This window comes from Pseudoalteromonas sp. S16_S37, from assembly GCF_014694405.1.
In the GTDB taxonomy this organism is placed as follows: Bacteria; Pseudomonadota; Gammaproteobacteria; order Enterobacterales; family Alteromonadaceae; genus Pseudoalteromonas.
Genome location: NZ_JAAUWV010000029.1, coordinates 1 through 16267 on the forward strand (window position 1 = coordinate 1; position 16267 = coordinate 16267).

At 42.0% G+C, this 16267-nt stretch carries 14 protein-coding genes and 1 other annotated feature; of the genes, 12 read left to right on the forward strand and 2 right to left on the reverse strand.

All coding sequences use genetic code 11. From position 1 onward, the window contains the following. Nucleotides 1-117: a sequence feature (AL1L pseudoknot), on the reverse strand. Further along, nucleotides 75-395: a transposase gene (locus tag HC733_RS13225; RefSeq protein WP_190365519.1), complete on the reverse strand. Its 321-nt coding sequence runs from the start codon at nucleotides 393-395 to the stop codon at nucleotides 75-77. (Overlaps the previous feature by 43 nt.) A 299-nt stretch (nucleotides 396-694) precedes the next feature. Here HC733_RS13225 and HC733_RS13230 point away from each other — a divergent pair, with 299 nt between their 5' ends. From HC733_RS13230 to HC733_RS13250, 5 genes are all read left to right on the forward strand, one after another. Beyond that, on the forward strand, nucleotides 695-958 hold the full coding sequence (locus HC733_RS13230; RefSeq protein WP_190365520.1) for a hypothetical protein: 264 nt from the start codon (nucleotides 695-697) through the stop codon (nucleotides 956-958). A 347-nt stretch (nucleotides 959-1305) separates the two neighbouring features. Then, nucleotides 1306-3504 carry a hypothetical protein gene (locus HC733_RS13235; RefSeq protein ID WP_190365521.1) on the forward strand — a complete coding sequence of 733 codons (2199 nt, stop codon included), beginning with the start codon at nucleotides 1306-1308 and terminating at the stop codon, nucleotides 3502-3504. Between the two features lie 204 nt (nucleotides 3505-3708). Next, nucleotides 3709-4416 (forward strand): hypothetical protein, encoded by a 708-nt coding sequence (locus HC733_RS13240; protein ID WP_190365522.1) that lies wholly within the window; start codon nucleotides 3709-3711, stop codon nucleotides 4414-4416. A gap of 237 nt (nucleotides 4417-4653) precedes the next feature. Beyond that, complete coding sequence (locus tag HC733_RS13245) at nucleotides 4654-4911, forward strand: ribbon-helix-helix domain-containing protein (RefSeq protein WP_190365523.1); 258 nt, start codon at nucleotides 4654-4656, stop codon at nucleotides 4909-4911. Next, complete coding sequence (locus HC733_RS13250; RefSeq protein ID WP_238937543.1) at nucleotides 4898-5125, forward strand: type II toxin-antitoxin system RelE/ParE family toxin; 228 nt, start codon at nucleotides 4898-4900, stop codon at nucleotides 5123-5125. Before HC733_RS13245 ends, HC733_RS13250 begins: the two co-directional genes overlap by 14 nt. Nucleotides 5126-5345: 220 nt before the next feature. Here the strand turns inward: HC733_RS13250 and HC733_RS23405 are convergent, their stop codons facing one another. Next, entirely contained in the window at nucleotides 5346-5471 is a 126-nt protein-coding gene (locus HC733_RS23405) for a hypothetical protein (RefSeq protein ID WP_274602031.1), read from the reverse strand. A 355-nt stretch (nucleotides 5472-5826) separates the two neighbouring features. Between HC733_RS23405 and HC733_RS13255 the strand changes: the two genes are divergently transcribed. The 7 genes from HC733_RS13255 (at nucleotide 5827) to HC733_RS13285 (ending at nucleotide 16257) form a co-directional block, all read left to right on the forward strand. Continuing rightward, on the forward strand, nucleotides 5827-6066 hold the full coding sequence (locus tag HC733_RS13255; protein WP_190365524.1) for an HTH-like domain-containing protein: 240 nt from the start codon (nucleotides 5827-5829) through the stop codon (nucleotides 6064-6066). 86 nt (nucleotides 6067-6152) lie between these two features. Next, complete coding sequence (locus HC733_RS13260; RefSeq protein ID WP_190365525.1) at nucleotides 6153-7712, forward strand: type I restriction-modification system subunit M; 1560 nt, start codon at nucleotides 6153-6155, stop codon at nucleotides 7710-7712. Beyond that, nucleotides 7709-8944 carry a restriction endonuclease subunit S gene (locus tag HC733_RS13265; RefSeq protein ID WP_190365526.1) on the forward strand — a complete coding sequence of 412 codons (1236 nt, stop codon included), beginning with the start codon at nucleotides 7709-7711 and terminating at the stop codon, nucleotides 8942-8944. The genes HC733_RS13260 and HC733_RS13265 overlap by 4 nt, the downstream gene beginning before the upstream one ends. Beyond that, the gene (locus HC733_RS13270; protein WP_190365527.1) at nucleotides 8944-9945 is read left to right on the forward strand and encodes a Fic family protein; all 1002 of its coding nucleotides are present in this window, start codon (nucleotides 8944-8946) and stop codon (nucleotides 9943-9945) included. The genes HC733_RS13265 and HC733_RS13270 overlap by 1 nt, the downstream gene beginning before the upstream one ends. 66 nt (nucleotides 9946-10011) lie before the next feature. After that, nucleotides 10012-13140 carry an HsdR family type I site-specific deoxyribonuclease gene (locus HC733_RS13275; protein WP_190365528.1) on the forward strand — a complete coding sequence of 1043 codons (3129 nt, stop codon included), beginning with the start codon at nucleotides 10012-10014 and terminating at the stop codon, nucleotides 13138-13140. A gap of 456 nt (nucleotides 13141-13596) precedes the next feature. Continuing rightward, a complete protein-coding gene (locus HC733_RS13280; protein ID WP_190365529.1) occupies nucleotides 13597-14658 on the forward strand; it encodes a DNA cytosine methyltransferase in 1062 nt (353 codons plus the stop codon). Next, nucleotides 14659-16257: a nuclease-related domain-containing DEAD/DEAH box helicase gene (locus tag HC733_RS13285; RefSeq protein ID WP_190365530.1), complete on the forward strand. Its 1599-nt coding sequence runs from the start codon at nucleotides 14659-14661 to the stop codon at nucleotides 16255-16257. The last annotated feature ends 10 nt before the right edge of the window (nucleotides 16258-16267 follow it).

Genomic DNA, 16267 nt, shown 5'->3' on the forward strand with positions numbered 1-16267 from the left:
AGGTGCAATCGGCAATTCCTTGCATATTGACTCGACACTGTAATGCTTGCGGTAAGCATCAATAAAAGCCACGCTTATTTCTGTTTGCGGTCGAGTTCCGCTTGGGCGAAAAAAGCGGCAGCTTGCCTCAAGATATCATTGGTTCGTTTCAACTCTTTATTCTCGCGCTCTAATGCTGCAAGTCGCTCTTCGGCTGATTGAGAGTTTGAAGGTGATTTATGTAGCTGAGCTTGAGACTTCTTTACCCATGCTCTAAGTGTTTCTGGTGTACAACCCAGTTTATCGGAAATCGATACTAGCGCAGCCCAAAGTGAGGGATACTCATGCTGTTGAGTAGTAACAAGTCTTACTGCACGTTCACGAAATTCTGGTGTATAGCGATTTGATTTTTTCATAGTTCCAGTTTCTCAAGTTATTGAGTCTCTGGCAAACTCGGGGCGATTCAAGTTGATAGTTGTTATCTTTCTTATCACTAAGTTTTATCAGTTAAGATGGAAGCTTTTTTTTGGTGCAAGGAAAGACTTACCAACAATACAACATCACGAGCTTCATTCATGTTTTTTGTCTGCACTCTGTTTTTTTGATATTTCACCTGATCGGTACCGAAGTCGCGCGATACGTCTTAAGTTTAGAAATTGATAAGGTAGAACAAATAAAGCTGTTTTACACAAGCAGCATGATTACGACGTTTTCAATGCTTGTGACTCTTTTTGGACTTCACTTAATACGCGGTTGCACTTTCTCTCCCACTGCGCGCAGATGTGCGTATATTGTAATAGCCACTATCTTATTGAACATGATGCAAATTGTGGCGAGAGTGTATTTTGACTATCACGAACTCAATATCGTTTACTTAATCGGTGGATTGACTTGTAACTTCGCAATGGTTGCATCGGTATCTATCTACCCTGTTCGTGAATTTAAAAACTATATAAAACAAAAGCGAGCAACAGAATAATCCAGCACGATTTGACCTATAAACGGTAGCCCAGCCTACCGTTTATATGCCTAACTAGGCTGCAATAAGCTCAGCGCCACTCAACATTTAGCCTGCACTATTTAACGTTAAGGGCCAAATACTTAAACCCAGTAGCAAAAAACCAATATCCACCTATTCTTAACATCAGTCTGAGTAGTCTAGTTCGGTCGCACTTTTAGTGTCTGTCAACAATACAAAGCCCTACATGTATTTGCCGACATAGATGTGCCTGCATTGCTAAAAAATCAATGTGTTCGACATGCTGTTCACTGCCCAGAGGAATGACGCAAAAGTTTGCAACAGACTTGTTACTAAAGGATATAACGATGAAAACAAAAAACATATTGTCACGGATAAGCATCGTGGCGGTTGCCGTTGCACTATCAAGCAGCTGTTCGAATTCTGATAAACCAGCCAGCAACACACCCACTCCAACACCCGTAGCGCAACAAACCTATTCACATTTTGGACCCTATCAACCGCTGCCAACTTGGTCTGATTGGTGCCCAATCAATAGCGACCCAACAAAGTGTACAGCTGCATTAAACAACGCGGTACAACAGCAAAGTAAAGATAGCCGTAAAACCGTTCGCGCACACGGCTGGCAGCTGTGGGCTGGTATTTCTTCTCCCTTAGAGAACTCGGGGTACGATAGCAAAACAAATACCTCAACCATGTTTGGCACTCAAGGTTGCTGGGCTGAAAACACCAGTAAACAAAGCGCATGCAGCGGTGTGTTTCCGCTTTGGCTAAGCTGGCCAAATACGGGCTTACCCTACTCACCTAACAGCACCAGCACTTTAGGGGCAAGCAATACAAACAACAGCAACTCTGCTGTTGCGGGACTTATTCAAATTAACCGCAACTTTTCACATGCGATTGCAGCCGATGCATCATCGACCCAAATTCTTGATGCTCAAGCAAGTAAGCAAAACCCAGATCCAACTAAAACACAAACGGTGAACACCGTTGGCACCATTCCAACATACAAAGTACCTGCACTTGCCATAGTTAAACAATGTGGGTTGCAAGAAGAGCAAGTAAAACCGCAATTGGCGATTGCTTATGACCCTAAAAAATCAAGCAAAGACCAATTACAAGCATGGAAGACATTGGATCAATTGTGTACCGCGCAAGGCTACCCCGACCTCGTTTGCCCAAGCGCCAGCGGTATTTGTGATGGTACTGCCTTTGTGAATCAAGGCGATGTGATGATAGCGACAGAGTCACTCACCACTCAGGCGTGGGATGCCATTCAAAATAACGCGCTGTATTCTGGCTCAGCAACACTCAAAGATCTTTATGCAAAAGATAACGACAAAATAGCGGCCAACAAAGTCGCTAGCTGGTTTAACACGGAGTTTATATCAACCAAACACATGTTTTGGCCAGTAAAAGGCTGTAACCCTAACGCTCAACAAAACGAGCAAGGCTGCCGAGTACGCTATGGTGCACTACCACCATGGGTGCCCAAAAACTTCAAAGATAAAAGCTATGCCAGCAATGCCGACTACCTAGGCTACGAACAATGGGGTGAAGTGGTTGCCATTGATACCTGTGGTAAAAAGTGTACGGCGGCATCTAGCGCAAGCTTAGAACTTGCCCATGTAGAAGGGGCATCGGCCATCACCACACAATCTCCCAGCATATATAAAGTAAATGATTTTATGCACTTACAAGTATCTGAAGAAACGCTTAATAACGCCTTTACTGCCACCGATAGAGCACTGCTAGATCAAGCCACCATCTGGGCCTATGGCGATGATTCTAACGGCTTTGAAGCGGGCGACTTTTTAGTGGTAGTGGCCATGCATGTGAATACCAAAGAAATAGACACGTGGGCGTTTCAAAGTGTGTGGTGGAGCCCAATGAATGACAGCCTAAAAGACTGCCCTGTTGACCAATACAACCACTGTTTTGGCCAAGCTGGCGCTTACAAAGCAACCGCATACAAATACTCCGGTTTAAACCGTAAAACGGTTGCCTCACTGGACAAAAAAGTAGGTAAAACATGGCGCGAGAATTATCTGCTAACAGACAGCTACGGCATCAATTATGAAATCAACGGCGAAAAAGTCGTTGCCAGCAATTACTTTACAGATACCCCGCCAAAGTGGGCAACACAAAGACCTGATGGCGATGCAATCACCATGTTGCCTGTATCAATGAACCCCTACATTGAACCCGTGATCCACCCTCTGGGCACTAACTGCCAAAACTGCCATCGCCGAGCTGGCGCCGTAAGCAAAGCACCAGACCAAGGCGAATATGCCGCAGGCGTTGGCAGAGCCAACTATCAAAATGCACAATGCCCCAGCCTATTAGCAGACTACGGCATGCCAGGCAGCGATCCATGCATGATAAAACCATGGGCATGGAATCAAAATACCCAGTGGGATAAACCCGCAAACAACAACTGCCAAGCAAAAGACGGCACACTATGCAAAGGCAAAGAAGCCTACCCCATCGTTAATACCGACCTCTCTTGGTTTGTGGCCGACGGGCATGTGCAAAAAGCCAAATAATAGCCAGAGATATTGAGCAACCATATCGTCCATAGACATCACATCAATTTATGGTGTCTATGGGTTTTGGGATAAGCGTTTTTTTAATTGCTCCTATACTAGCTTCAGTTACTTGGAGTCAGCGCAAAAGTCGTGTTAGTTTCACTAAAGTTATTTAAACAACCTACCGATAAATAAAGCCTCTTCACGTATAAGGACTATGTTATGAAGATAGGTAACCCAGCCATTAATCAGGCCCAGCTTAATACCACAACGCAAGTATCTGACAGCAAAAAGCCCATTAGCGATGAGCTCAACATTGCCGCCCAACAACAGCATGCGCAAAGCGATATGAACGATGACCCAGCTCTGGTAAACAACCAAAACCTGCACGACATTGAAATAACGTCTGTGAGTGTTTATGAGCCAGAGCGGTTTGCGAAGGTGTCTCAAACACTTTATTTTGGTGAATTACCCAGTTTATTCAGAGATATGCAATCCCATTATCAAGACTTTATGAGCGAGCTGCAAAAATCAGATCCTGAGCTGGCAAAACTGGAATGGGGCTTTTCTGTTGATGAAGGTGGCCAACTGGTTGTAAGTGGCCCTATCAGTGATGAAAACAAAGCATTTCTAGAGGAAAAGCTCAATGAAAACACTGAGCTTGTGCAATTAGCCAAACAAATCCCCGATGTCATGATGAAAGGGCTCGCCTACGACAGAGGCGCTGATGGTAAGGCCAATGCGTGGGGCAAATATGATGTAAACACCGAAAACCTAAAAGATATTCTGGATTTTAGAGAAGTACTAGACAGCACTTACACCGAGCAAGATGATATTTCCTACTTTAAAGGCAACTTTAACACCTTTGAATTTGCCGAGAACGTGGCAAGCCAATTAAAAAGAAAAGCCGAGGTCAAATTTAGTTATTAAATTGATACTCAGCCAAGTGTGCAGTGCTTCACATTAGGGTAAATATGCATAGCTCTGTAAGTATTGCTCCACGCCCTGCCTTAATCCACTTACGATATTGCGCCTCAGTATGGCCAATCTTTCCAGACACACCAGAAAATCAATTAACGTCACATAAGTTGATATTCAAGCCCTATATAACTAAACTTATCTCCAGCGGTATAAAGTAGGATTTAATCCCCCTTAAGGTGTGTGTTTATGGCAATGGTAAAAAAGAGTATCACAGTAACTGAGCAGCAAGAGAAATGGATGCAAATGCAACTTGCGACGGGTGGTTACGCAAGTGACAGTGAATTATTACGTGATTTGATCAGAAAAGAACAAATGCGCAGTAATGAAATTGAACTGCTCAGACAAGAACTCATTAAAGCGGAACAAAGTGGTTTTAGCTCAAGAAATGCAGAAGATATTGTTAACACTGTATTAGCTAAAAAGCAGACGAATGACGGCATATAGATTAAGTTATGCCGCCGACAAAGACTTAGAACTGCTATTTGAATATGGTATCGACAATTTTGGCCTAACTAAAGCTAAAACATATGTTGATGGCTTAATCATTCAATTTCAAAATATCGCAGCAAACCCACTTCACTACCAAACTGTGAATCATATCCGTAAAGGGTATAGACGAAGTGTATACCAAAAGCACATGCTATCTACTTTAAAATAACGGGCGAAAGTGTTGATATCATGCGCGTACTGAGATCAGAAAACCTGTCGACAGCGTTTAAGTAAATGAGCTCAAGTATTGATTACTAGGTTTTTCACAAACAATATTATTGCCAGACCTCGGTCGCTTTCAAAACCAAACCCTTACTTATTCCACCGTGACCTATTTGGCTCGGTTTTTCTATTCGTCGAAAGTTGGGCATTTTACCTGTTCAATTCCATTAATTATAGTAGGTTGCGGTAAGCATTGATAACCATAGTCGCTTATAAGCCTCTTTTTGACCTAGCCCACGACCTTCTTTAACCCACTTTGCATACTTCCTTGCGTTTTGAACATAGTTCGCCATCCGCTTTACCTCCAAATTTAAACGGAAACTGTAAAACCTGATTCAATCCTTGAATCAATAGCAGTTTTTACGTGATCAAATTATAGCAAAATAAGGATCTAAATGGATCTACGAAAAGTCGTTAACTGTCTGAATTACAAAACATAACCATTGTTTTTATTAAAAACTCAGTATGTTAGAAGGTCAAAAAAATTGCAGTTCATGATGAAATAACAACATTTATGTTGTTGAGATACCAAAAATTTAGCTATTCGCGATCATCAAATGACCACTGTTGAGATACTCTGACGATAGTCTTTGCATATTATTGCCAAATTAGCTAATTTAGCTAAATGATAAAAACGAAGTCCTGAACATGTCTGAACAAACCATTTTTGAGCAAATCAAATTGGCACTCGCTAATGCACCACGCAATCAGTATATGGCTGAATTACACCTGCAAATGATCAAATTCGCCGATGAACTCAAGCACATCACGTCAAAAGAATTCTGTGAAGGTGTAGGGCTAAAACAAAGTTTGGGAACTGAGTTCAGCAAGATGCGTAACTTAACCTCCAGGCTTAAGGCTGCGGGTTTGGATACCAATAGAATTTAGGTTAAACGCGCAAATTGTCCCTCAAGTTAGAATTTTTCATACGTGTCGAGTGACACGTATTAGTATCAGTTTAATAGGAATTATAAATGACAAGTTTACAACAACGTGCCGAACTTCAACGCCAAATATGGGCGATTGCCAACGATGTAAGAGGCTCAGTGGATGGTTGGGATTTTAAACAATATGTACTGGGTACGCTGTTCTACCGTTTTATCAGTGAAAACTTTGTCAACTACATCACTGGCGGAGATGAGAGCGTTAATTATGCGGGCATGGTCGATGATGATGAAAACATCAAGTTTGCTAAAGAAGATGCCATTAAAACCAAGGGCTATTTTCTTTACCCTAGCCAGTTGTTTAGCAATGTGGCGGCTAATGCGCACAAGAATGAAAATTTAAATACGGATTTGGCGGCTATTTTTGCTGCAATCGAAAACTCAGCCAATGGCTATGAGTCAGAAAAAGACATCAAAGGCTTGTTTGCGGATTTTGATACCACCAGTAATCGTCTGGGTAATACGGTAGAGGCAAAAAACAAACGCCTTGCAGCGGTGTTAAAAGGCGTGGCAGGTTTAACCTTCGGTAATTTTGAAGAAAACCAAATTGATTTATTCGGTGATGCTTACGAGTTCCTTATTTCAAACTATGCCGCCAATGCGGGTAAATCCGGTGGCGAATTTTTTACCCCTCAGCACGTTTCAAAACTGATCGCGCAGCTCGCCATGCACGGCCAGACCAGTGTCAATAAAATTTATGACCCTGCGGCGGGTTCGGGCTCGTTGCTGTTACAAGCTAAAAAGCACTTTGATGCGCATATCATTGAAGATGGTTTTTTTGGCCAAGAGCTCAACCACACCACCTACAACTTGGCGCGTATGAATATGTTTTTGCACAACATTAACTACGACAAGTTTAATATTCAGTTGGGTGATACCTTAACCGAACCGCACTTTTTAGACGACAAGCCGTTTGATGCGATTGTCTCTAACCCGCCTTATTCAGTGAAATGGATGGGTAGCGACGACCCAACCCTAATCAACGATGACCGCTTTGCGCCCGCTGGTGTGCTCGCGCCTAAATCAAAAGCCGACTTTGCCTTTGTATTACATGCGCTCAGTTACCTATCAAGCAAAGGCCGTGCAGCCATTGTCTGCTTCCCCGGAATTTTTTACCGTGGTGGTGCTGAGCAAAAAATTCGCCAATATCTGGTTGATAACAACTATGTCGAAACCGTGATTTCACTGGCACCTAACCTGTTCTTTGGCACCACCATTGCGGTAAATATTTTGGTGCTGTCTAAACATAAAACCGACACCACCACCCAGTTTATTGATGCCAGCGGTTTGTTTAAAAAAGAAACCAATAACAACACCCTAAGCAATGAGCACATTGAGCAGATCATCAAGGTGTTTGCCAGCAAAGAGGACGTGGATCACTTTGCCAAATCCGTTGATTTGGATGTTATCGCAGGCAACAGCTACAACCTTTCGGTGAGCAGTTATGTAGAAGCGAAAGATAATCGCGAGTTAGTGGATATAGCAGAGCTTAATGCAGAGCTCAAAACCACTGTCGCCAAAATCGATCAACTTCGCAGTGATATTGACGCCATTGTCGCGGAAATTGAAGGTGAGGAGCTTGAAGCATGAGTCATTTGAGTTACATGGAAAAACTGCTAGATGGGGTTGAGGTTGAGTGGAAGCCATTGGGAGAAGTAGCGCGATTTATCAATGGTAGAGCATATAAAAAGCCGGAATTATTGGAGCAAGGTAAGTATCCTGTCTTGAGGGTCGGGAACTTCTTTACTAATGCAAATTGGTATTACTCAGACTTAGAGCTAGATGAAGATAAATATTGCGATAATGGTGATCTCTTATATGCATGGTCGGCTTCATTTGGACCGCGAATTTGGGAAGGTGGAAAGGTCATCTATCACTACCATATTTGGAAGGTTATCCCTAATGCTGGCCAGATATTGAAGAAATTCCTCTTCTATTTGCTTGAATGGGATACAAAAGCACTTCAAGGTGAGCATGCAACTGGTTCTACAATGATGCACGTGAGCAAAGGAGCTATAGAAAGCCGGTTAGTTCCTATCCCATGCCCAGATAACCCAGAAAAATCGCTGGCAATACAAGCTGAAATAGTGCGTATTCTGGACGCATTTACCGCCATGACCGCCGAGCTGACCGCCGAGCTTAACATGCGGAAAAAACAATACAACTACTACCGCGACCAGTTGTTGAGTTTTGAAGATGGTGAGGTTGAGTACTTACCTATGGGGCATGAAAGTGTTGGTGAGTTTATTCGTGGTGGTGGATTGCAGAAAAAGGATTTTACTGAAACTGGCGTTGGCTGTATTCATTATGGTCAGATCTATACGTACTACGGAACTTATACAAGTGAAACAAAAACTTGTGTTTCAATAGAGTTCGCCAAGAAAGCTCGTAAAGCAAAATCTGGTGATTTAGTTATAGCGACAACTAGTGAAAATGATGAAGATGTATGCAAGGCTGTTGCTTGGCTAGGAAATGATGATATAGCAGTAAGTAGCGATGCTTGTATTTATAGACATAAACTTAATCCAAAATATGTTTCATATTTCTTTCAAACAGAGCACTTCCAGAAACAAAAAAGGCAATACATTACAGGCACAAAAGTACGACGAGTAAATGCTGATAATTTAGCGAAAATACTTATTCCAGTTCCAACTCCAGAGGAACAATCTCGTATAGTCTCTATACTAGATAACTTCGATGCAATTACAAACTCCATCACCGAAGGTCTCCCACGCGAAATCGAGTTACGTCGAAAGCAATACGAGTATTATCGTGACCTGTTGTTGAGCTTCCCGAAATCTCATTCAGATGAGGCAGCTTAATGGCCTACCAACCACCTTTTACCATCACCACCGATATTCTTAACTTGGTGGCACAAATCAGCCAGCAGGTGGGTGAGTTAAACGCCAGCCAGCTCAATGCCTCGCCGCAACTGCGCAAGCAAAACCGCATTAAAACCATTACTGGTACGCTGGCGATTGAAGGCAATACCTTAACTGAAGAACAAATCACCGCCATTGTTGAAGGTAAGCCCGTATTGGGCAGTGTGCGTGAGCTGGCCGAGGTAAAAGGTGCAATTGCCGCTTACGATGCACTGCCAACATTTACCCCCGCCACCATTAACGATTTACTCACAGCTCACGGTTTAATGCTGTCAGATATTCTTGTAAATGCGGGTGAGTTTCGCAGTAAAGGCGTGGGTATCCATAAAGGTGGTGTGGTGCACCATGTTGCGCCGCCTGCGCATCAAGTATCCGGTTTAATGGCCGATTTGATCCAATGGCTTAAGCAAACAAAAGATCACCCATTGATCGCCAGTTGTGTATTCCATTACGAATTTGAGTTTATTCACCCCTTTGCCGATGGTAACGGCCGAATGGGGCGCTTATGGCAAACGCTGATTTTGTCCAAGTGGCATCCGTTGTTTTTATCTTTGCCGCTAGAAAGTGTGATTAAAGACCATCAGCAAGCCTATTATCACGCCCTTGAGCAGGCGGATAACCAAGCGGATAGCACGCCGTTTATTCATTTTATGTTGTCGGTTATTCAGCAAACGTTGGTGCAAAACGCCTCTGTAAACGCCCCTCTAAAAGAAGGTAAAAACGCCCCTGTAAATACCCTTATCAATGTAACGGGCCTTAAAACGCCTGAGGCTATTTTAGCCTTGCTTACTAGCACGCCCGAGCTGACCCGACAACAACTCGCTGATACCTTGAATAAAGACGTTAGAACCATTGGTCGCGCCATGAGCAAGTTGCAAAAAGAAGGTAAATTAACCCGAATAGGTTCAGATAAAACCGGCCATTGGCAAGTACAAGAATAATGCGATGCAGTGGCTGGTTCCATTTTGGAACATACCACTGTTTACACGAAAAAAGGATTTAAAATAATGACAACGTATAAAACAGTTGCAGAATCGAACAACTTTATTGTGTTAGATAAATACACACGCCAAGACCAAATTGCTGAGGGCTACCAGAGCGAAGGTGATTTAGAGCGTGAACTGATTCAGGACCTAAGCAACCAGGGCTATGAGTATTTACCTGCGTTAACGACACCCGATGCCATGCTGGAGAATGTGCGTAAACAGTTGCAAGCCCTCAATAAGGTCGAGTTTACCGATGCCGAGTGGGCTCGCTTTTGCGAGCAATACCTGAACACACCCAGCGACAATATTCTCGACAAAACCCGCAAGGTGCACAGTGACTATATCTTCGATTTTGTCTTCGATGATGGCCATATCGAAAACATCTACCTGTTCGACAAGAAGACCATTGCTCGTAACAAGGTTCAGGTCATTAAGCAGTTTGAACAAACGGGAAGCCATGCTAACCGTTATGATGTGACGATTTTGGTCAATGGTTTGCCTTTGGTGCAAATTGAACTGAAAAAGCGTGGTGTGGCGATCCGTGAGGCGTTTAATCAAATACATAGGTACAGCAAAGAAAGCTTTAATAGCGATCACTCCTTGTACAAGTTCTTGCAGCTGTTTGTGATCTCGAATGGCACCGACACGCGCTATTTTGCCAATACCACTAAGCGCGACAAAAACAGCTTCGACTTTACGATGAACTGGGCGAAGTCAGACAATACGCTGATTAAGGATTTAAAAGACTTTACCGCCACTTTTTTCCAGAAAGAGACCTTGCTTGAAGTGATCTTGCGTTACTCGGTATTTGACGTCAGCAATACCTTACTCGTGATGCGCCCTTACCAAATTGCGGCTACTGAGCGCATTTTATGGAAGATAAAGAGCGCGTTTAACGCTAAGAATTGGAGCTCTCCTAGTAATCAAAATAAGGAGAGCGGTGGGTACATTTGGCACACTACCGGTTCAGGAAAAACACTCACTAGCTTTAAAGCGGCACGTTCGGCCACCGATTTAGACTGTATCGATAAAGTCTTTTTTGTGGTGGACCGAAAAGACCTCGACTATCAGACCATGAAAGAGTATCAGCGCTTCTCACCTGATAGTGTGAACGGTTCAGACAGTACCGCAGGGCTTAAGAGTAACCTGGACAAAGACGATAACAAGATTGTTGTTACCACAATCCAAAAGCTCAACAACTTAATCAAAAGCGAAAGCGATTTAGCTATCTACAACAAGCAGGTTGTCTTTATTTTTGATGAGTGTCATCGAAGCCAGTTCGGTGAAGCGCAGAAAAATCTGAAGAAGAAATTCAAAAAGTACTACCAGTTTGGTTTTACCGGTACGCCAATTTTCCCTGAAAACGCCTTGGGTGCTGAAACCACGGGCAGCGTGTTTGGCCAGCAGTTGCACACTTATGTGATCACTGATGCCATTCGTGATGAAAAAGTACTTAAGTTCAAAGTGGACTATAACGATGTTCGTCCGCAATTTAAGAGCATTGAGACTGAGCAGGATGAAAAGAAGCTCAGTGCCGCCGAGAATAAGAAAGCGTTCTTACATCCAATGCGCATTCGTGAAATCTCGCAGTATATTCTGAGCCATTTTAACCAGAAAACGCATCGAGCCTATTCTGGTGCCAAAGGGTTTAACGCCATGTTTGCGGTCAGTAGTGTTGATGCAGCGAAAGCGTACTATGAAACTTTCAAAACATTGCAGGCCGAGGCTGAGAATGGACCCACAAGTAAGCCTCTGCGCATTGCGACTATCTTCTCATTTGCAGCCAATGAAGAGCAGGACGCTATCGGTGATATTTTAGATGAGAGCTTTGAAGTTAGCGCGATGAACAGCAGCGCGAAAGAGTTTTTGAGCGCCGCGATTACGGATTACAACGCCATGTTTAAATCTAACTATGGCGTGGACAGTAATGGCTTTCAGAATTACTACCGTGACCTTGCCCAGCGCGTGAAGAATCAAGAAATAGATCTGCTCATAGTGGTTGGTATGTTTTTAACGGGCTTTGATGCGCCGACGCTCAATACCTTGTTTGTTGACAAGAATTTGCGCTATCACGGCTTGATGCAGGCGTTTTCTCGCACCAATCGCATTTATGATGCAACGAAGACCTTTGGCAATATTGTTACCTTCCGGGACTTAGAGCAGGCAACCATTGACGCCATCACTTTGTTTGGTGATAAAAACACCAAAAACGTAGTGTTGGAGAAGAGCTACAAAGAATACATGGAAGGCTTTAACGATATTGCTACTGGCCAGGCGCGTCGAGGTTTTGTTGATATCGTCAAAGAGCTGCAAGAACGTTTTCCAAACCCGGAAAATATTGAAAAAGAACAAGATAAAAAAGAATTTGCCAAGCTGTTTGGTGAATACCTAAAAGCAGAAAATATTTTACAAAACTACGATGAATTTGCAGGCTTGAAAGCACTGCAAAGCCTAGATACCAGTGATGAACAAGCTGTTGAAGAGTTCAAGTCAAAGTACTATCTGGATGATGCTGACATCGAGGCAATGCAAACCATCGATATGCCAAGCGAGCGTGCTATTCAAGATTATCGCTCTACCTACAACGATACCCGCGACTGGTTGCGACGCGATAAAGAAGGTCAGGACAAAGATAAGTCAACGGTAGACTGGGACGATGTGGTCTTTGAAATTGATTTGCTTAAATCCCAAGAAATAAACCTCGATTACATTCTTGAACTGATTTTTGAGCACAATAAGAAGAACAAGAGCAAAGAAGGCTTGATTGAAGAAGTTCGTCGTATGATCCGCAGCAGCCTTGGCAATAGAGCGAAAGAGAGCTTAGTGGTTGATTTTATTAACCAGACAAACCTAGATGAGATCAATGACAAAGCCAGCATTATCGACGCTTTCTTCAAATTCGCCCAGGCGGAGCAGGTCAAAGAAGCAAAAGAGATTATTGAATCAGAGTCTTTGAATGAAGAAGCTGCAAAGCGATATATTTCTTTTTCTCTAAAACGAGAATTTGCGTCAGAAAATGGTACAGCACTCACTGATGCTTTACCAAAATTGAGTCCTTTAAATCCAAAATATCGCACTCTTAAGCAACTCGTTTTCCAGAAAATTGCTGCTTTTGTTGATAAGTTTAAAGGCGTTGGCGGTGAGATTTAATATTGTTTACACGACAATACAAAGTAAAAGGGCTCATTGAGCCCTTTTACTTTCCAACTTTATTCAGTTGTTTCCATCTTTATTTAAACGTTTCCAACTTTATTCAGAATCTACAAATGTAGCCCCGCAATATAGTTTCATACTGAGCGGGGCTATAGGGCTTATTCTTTGGCTTGGAAATTTGAGGTTAGGAAATAAAGTTTCATACTGGACTTAGATAGCAACATATGTTCGTGCTCAAATCAAATAATAAAGTTCCATCCCGAAAACTTAAAAAAACGCTGACTAAAAAGCGCCTATCAACGGAAAAGAAGCAATCCTAAAAATACCCCTTTAAAAACAGTTGCTTTGACATACCTTATTAATTTATAAGAGAAAAAACAAAAACACCCTCGATTTATTCAAATTCCTGATGTACAATAATAAAAGGGTATGTATATATAAATTTTAAATTCAATGGCAAGTATAGTCGGTGTAGATTTGTTTTGTGGCGCGGGAGGTTTGACTCGAGGGTTAATTGACTCAGGAATTCAAGTCTCTGCTGGATTAGATATTGAAAGCCACTGCAAGTACGCATATGAATCAAATAACGGTTCACTTTTTCACTGTAAAGATGTGACTTCTCTATCTGGTGATGAGCTGACAGGTATGTATTCTGCTGGTGATTTTCGTCTGCTTGCTGGCTGTGCACCATGCCAACCATTTTCAACCTACTCTCAAGGTAGAGACACAAAAAAAGATAAAAAATGGCCCTTACTGTATGCATTTTCTAAATTAATACGAGTAACTCAGCCCGAATTGGTCACCATGGAAAATGTACCAGATGTCACCAAACACACTGTTTATCATGACTTTGTAAGTAGCCTAAAAAAGCAAGGCTATAATATTTGGGCCAATACCGTATATTGTCCTGATTACGGAATACCTCAAACAAGGAGTAGACATGTATTACTCGCATCAAAACTTGGTCCCATTTCATTAGTAGAAAAAACTCACACTCCAAGTGAATATGTCACAGTAAAACAAGCGCTATCAAAATATCAGCTCGCAAAAATTAAAGCTGGTACAGCATCAAAAGCTGATCGCTTGCATAAAACGGCGGCTTTATCCGATTTAAATATGAAGCGAATGAAGGCATCAAAGCCTGGTGGTACTTGGAAAGATTGGCCTTTGGATCTAGTAGCTGACTGCCATAAAAAACCTAGCGGAAAATCATATTCTGGCGTTTATTCAAGAATGCGCTGGGATGAACCTGCTCCCACAATGACAACTCAGTTCTTTGGATTTGGAAATGGGCGTTTCGGCCACCCAAAAGAAAATAGAGCTATATCCTTACGTGAAGGAGCTATTTTTCAGACGTTTCCAGACTGGTATCAATTCATTGAAGATAATGTGCCAGTTCAAATTGGAAAGGTAGGTAAAATGATTGGAAATGCCGTTCCACCCAGATTAGGACAAATAATTGGTGACTCTTTTATAAACCATGTAAGAAATATTGAGAGCCAAGGAAAGCCCTAAATGGCCACAATATACCCTCCGTTTTTGCCAGATAATTGCCCTAGTTCAGAAAAAAAGGTAAGAACAGCATTTTCACAAATTGAAAATATCACTATATTCCACTCTTTGTGCTGGCAATCGCAAAGAAATAACCGCCAAGGAGATGGAGAAGCAGACTTTATTCTTTTGTTACCTAAAATTGGAGTTCTAATCCTTGAAGTCAAGGGCGGCTCAATTACCTTAGAAAATGGTACTTGGTACACAACAGATAGGTTCAAAGCCAAACACGTAATTAAAGACCCTTTTGTACAAGCTAAAGACTCTAAGTATGCTTTGTTAGCTTATCTAAATAAGGAAAACCAGTCGCTTACGAAAGTTCCAATTATACATGCTGTTGTGTTTCCTGATTTGGTTGTAACTAAATCACTATCAATTAACTCACCTCGAGAATTAATTATTGATAAGTACGACTTACAAAACCCCTATCGCGCACTTGTCAAAGTCGCTGAGCATTGGAAAGCCGTATATCACTTTCCAGAGCACTATTTGGATAAAATAAGTTCTCTTTTGGCTCCAACAATGCACGTAAGAAAACTGCCATCAGATGTCATTGAGGAAACTGAAAGAGGTATTATCAACTTAACAAACGAACAAATTAAAACTTTAATTTCTTTAAAAAGAGCAAAACAAGCCATTATTTATGGCACCGCCGGAGCTGGAAAAACGATCTTAGCTGTAGAGAAAGCACGGCAGCTAAATATGGGGAGCTATAAGACACTATTTCTTTGCTACAACAAGCTCCTTTGCGAAAAAATAAAAATAACACTTGAGGACACAGCGGTAGCGGTGGAAACATTTCACTCCCTAGCTGTTAAAGAAGCGAGACAAGCCAAAATAGCAATACCCAAAGAGCTAGATGCACAATGGTATGAAGAGCAAGCCTTAAAACTGCTTATTGAGTCAATATCCTCTAATCAATCACAGTTTGACGCGATTATTATTGATGAAGCTCAAGACTTTTCGTCTGATTGGATTAAGGTTTTACAAGGCATGATAGCCACAGAAGGAGTCTTTTATATTTTTGCGGACTCTCATCAAAACCTATATAGAAGAGGTTGGGCTCCTCCTTTAAATCTAACCCCGTATGATCTATTGAAAAATTGCAGAAATACCAAACAAATCGCGACAACTGTCGCTAATATTTATAAAGATGAACTTTTAGACAATGGGTTGTATGGCCCAGAGTCGGAGTTCATTGAATCCAATACCTACAAGGACTCTTTAGATCTGATATTCACAACCACTGAACGCTTGCTATCAAAGAATGTTGCATGTGAGCACATCGTAGTACTAACGAATTCAAATTTATTGGTAAATCAATTGAGAACTCATTGCATTAATGAATATATGTTTACCAGCTATGGAAAGTTAGGGATCTGTGTTGAAACAATTCGGCGATTTAAAGGATTAGAATGCCATACAGTGATTGTAGCTATTGATGATAGCGAGCTTGACGACCACACAATACAAGCCCTTAGCTACGTTGGCATAAGCAGAGCGAAGTCCAAAGTATATTTTATCGCTTCCAAAAAAGTTAAAGCCAAACTGAATTGGCTTTAACTTTTTTGGG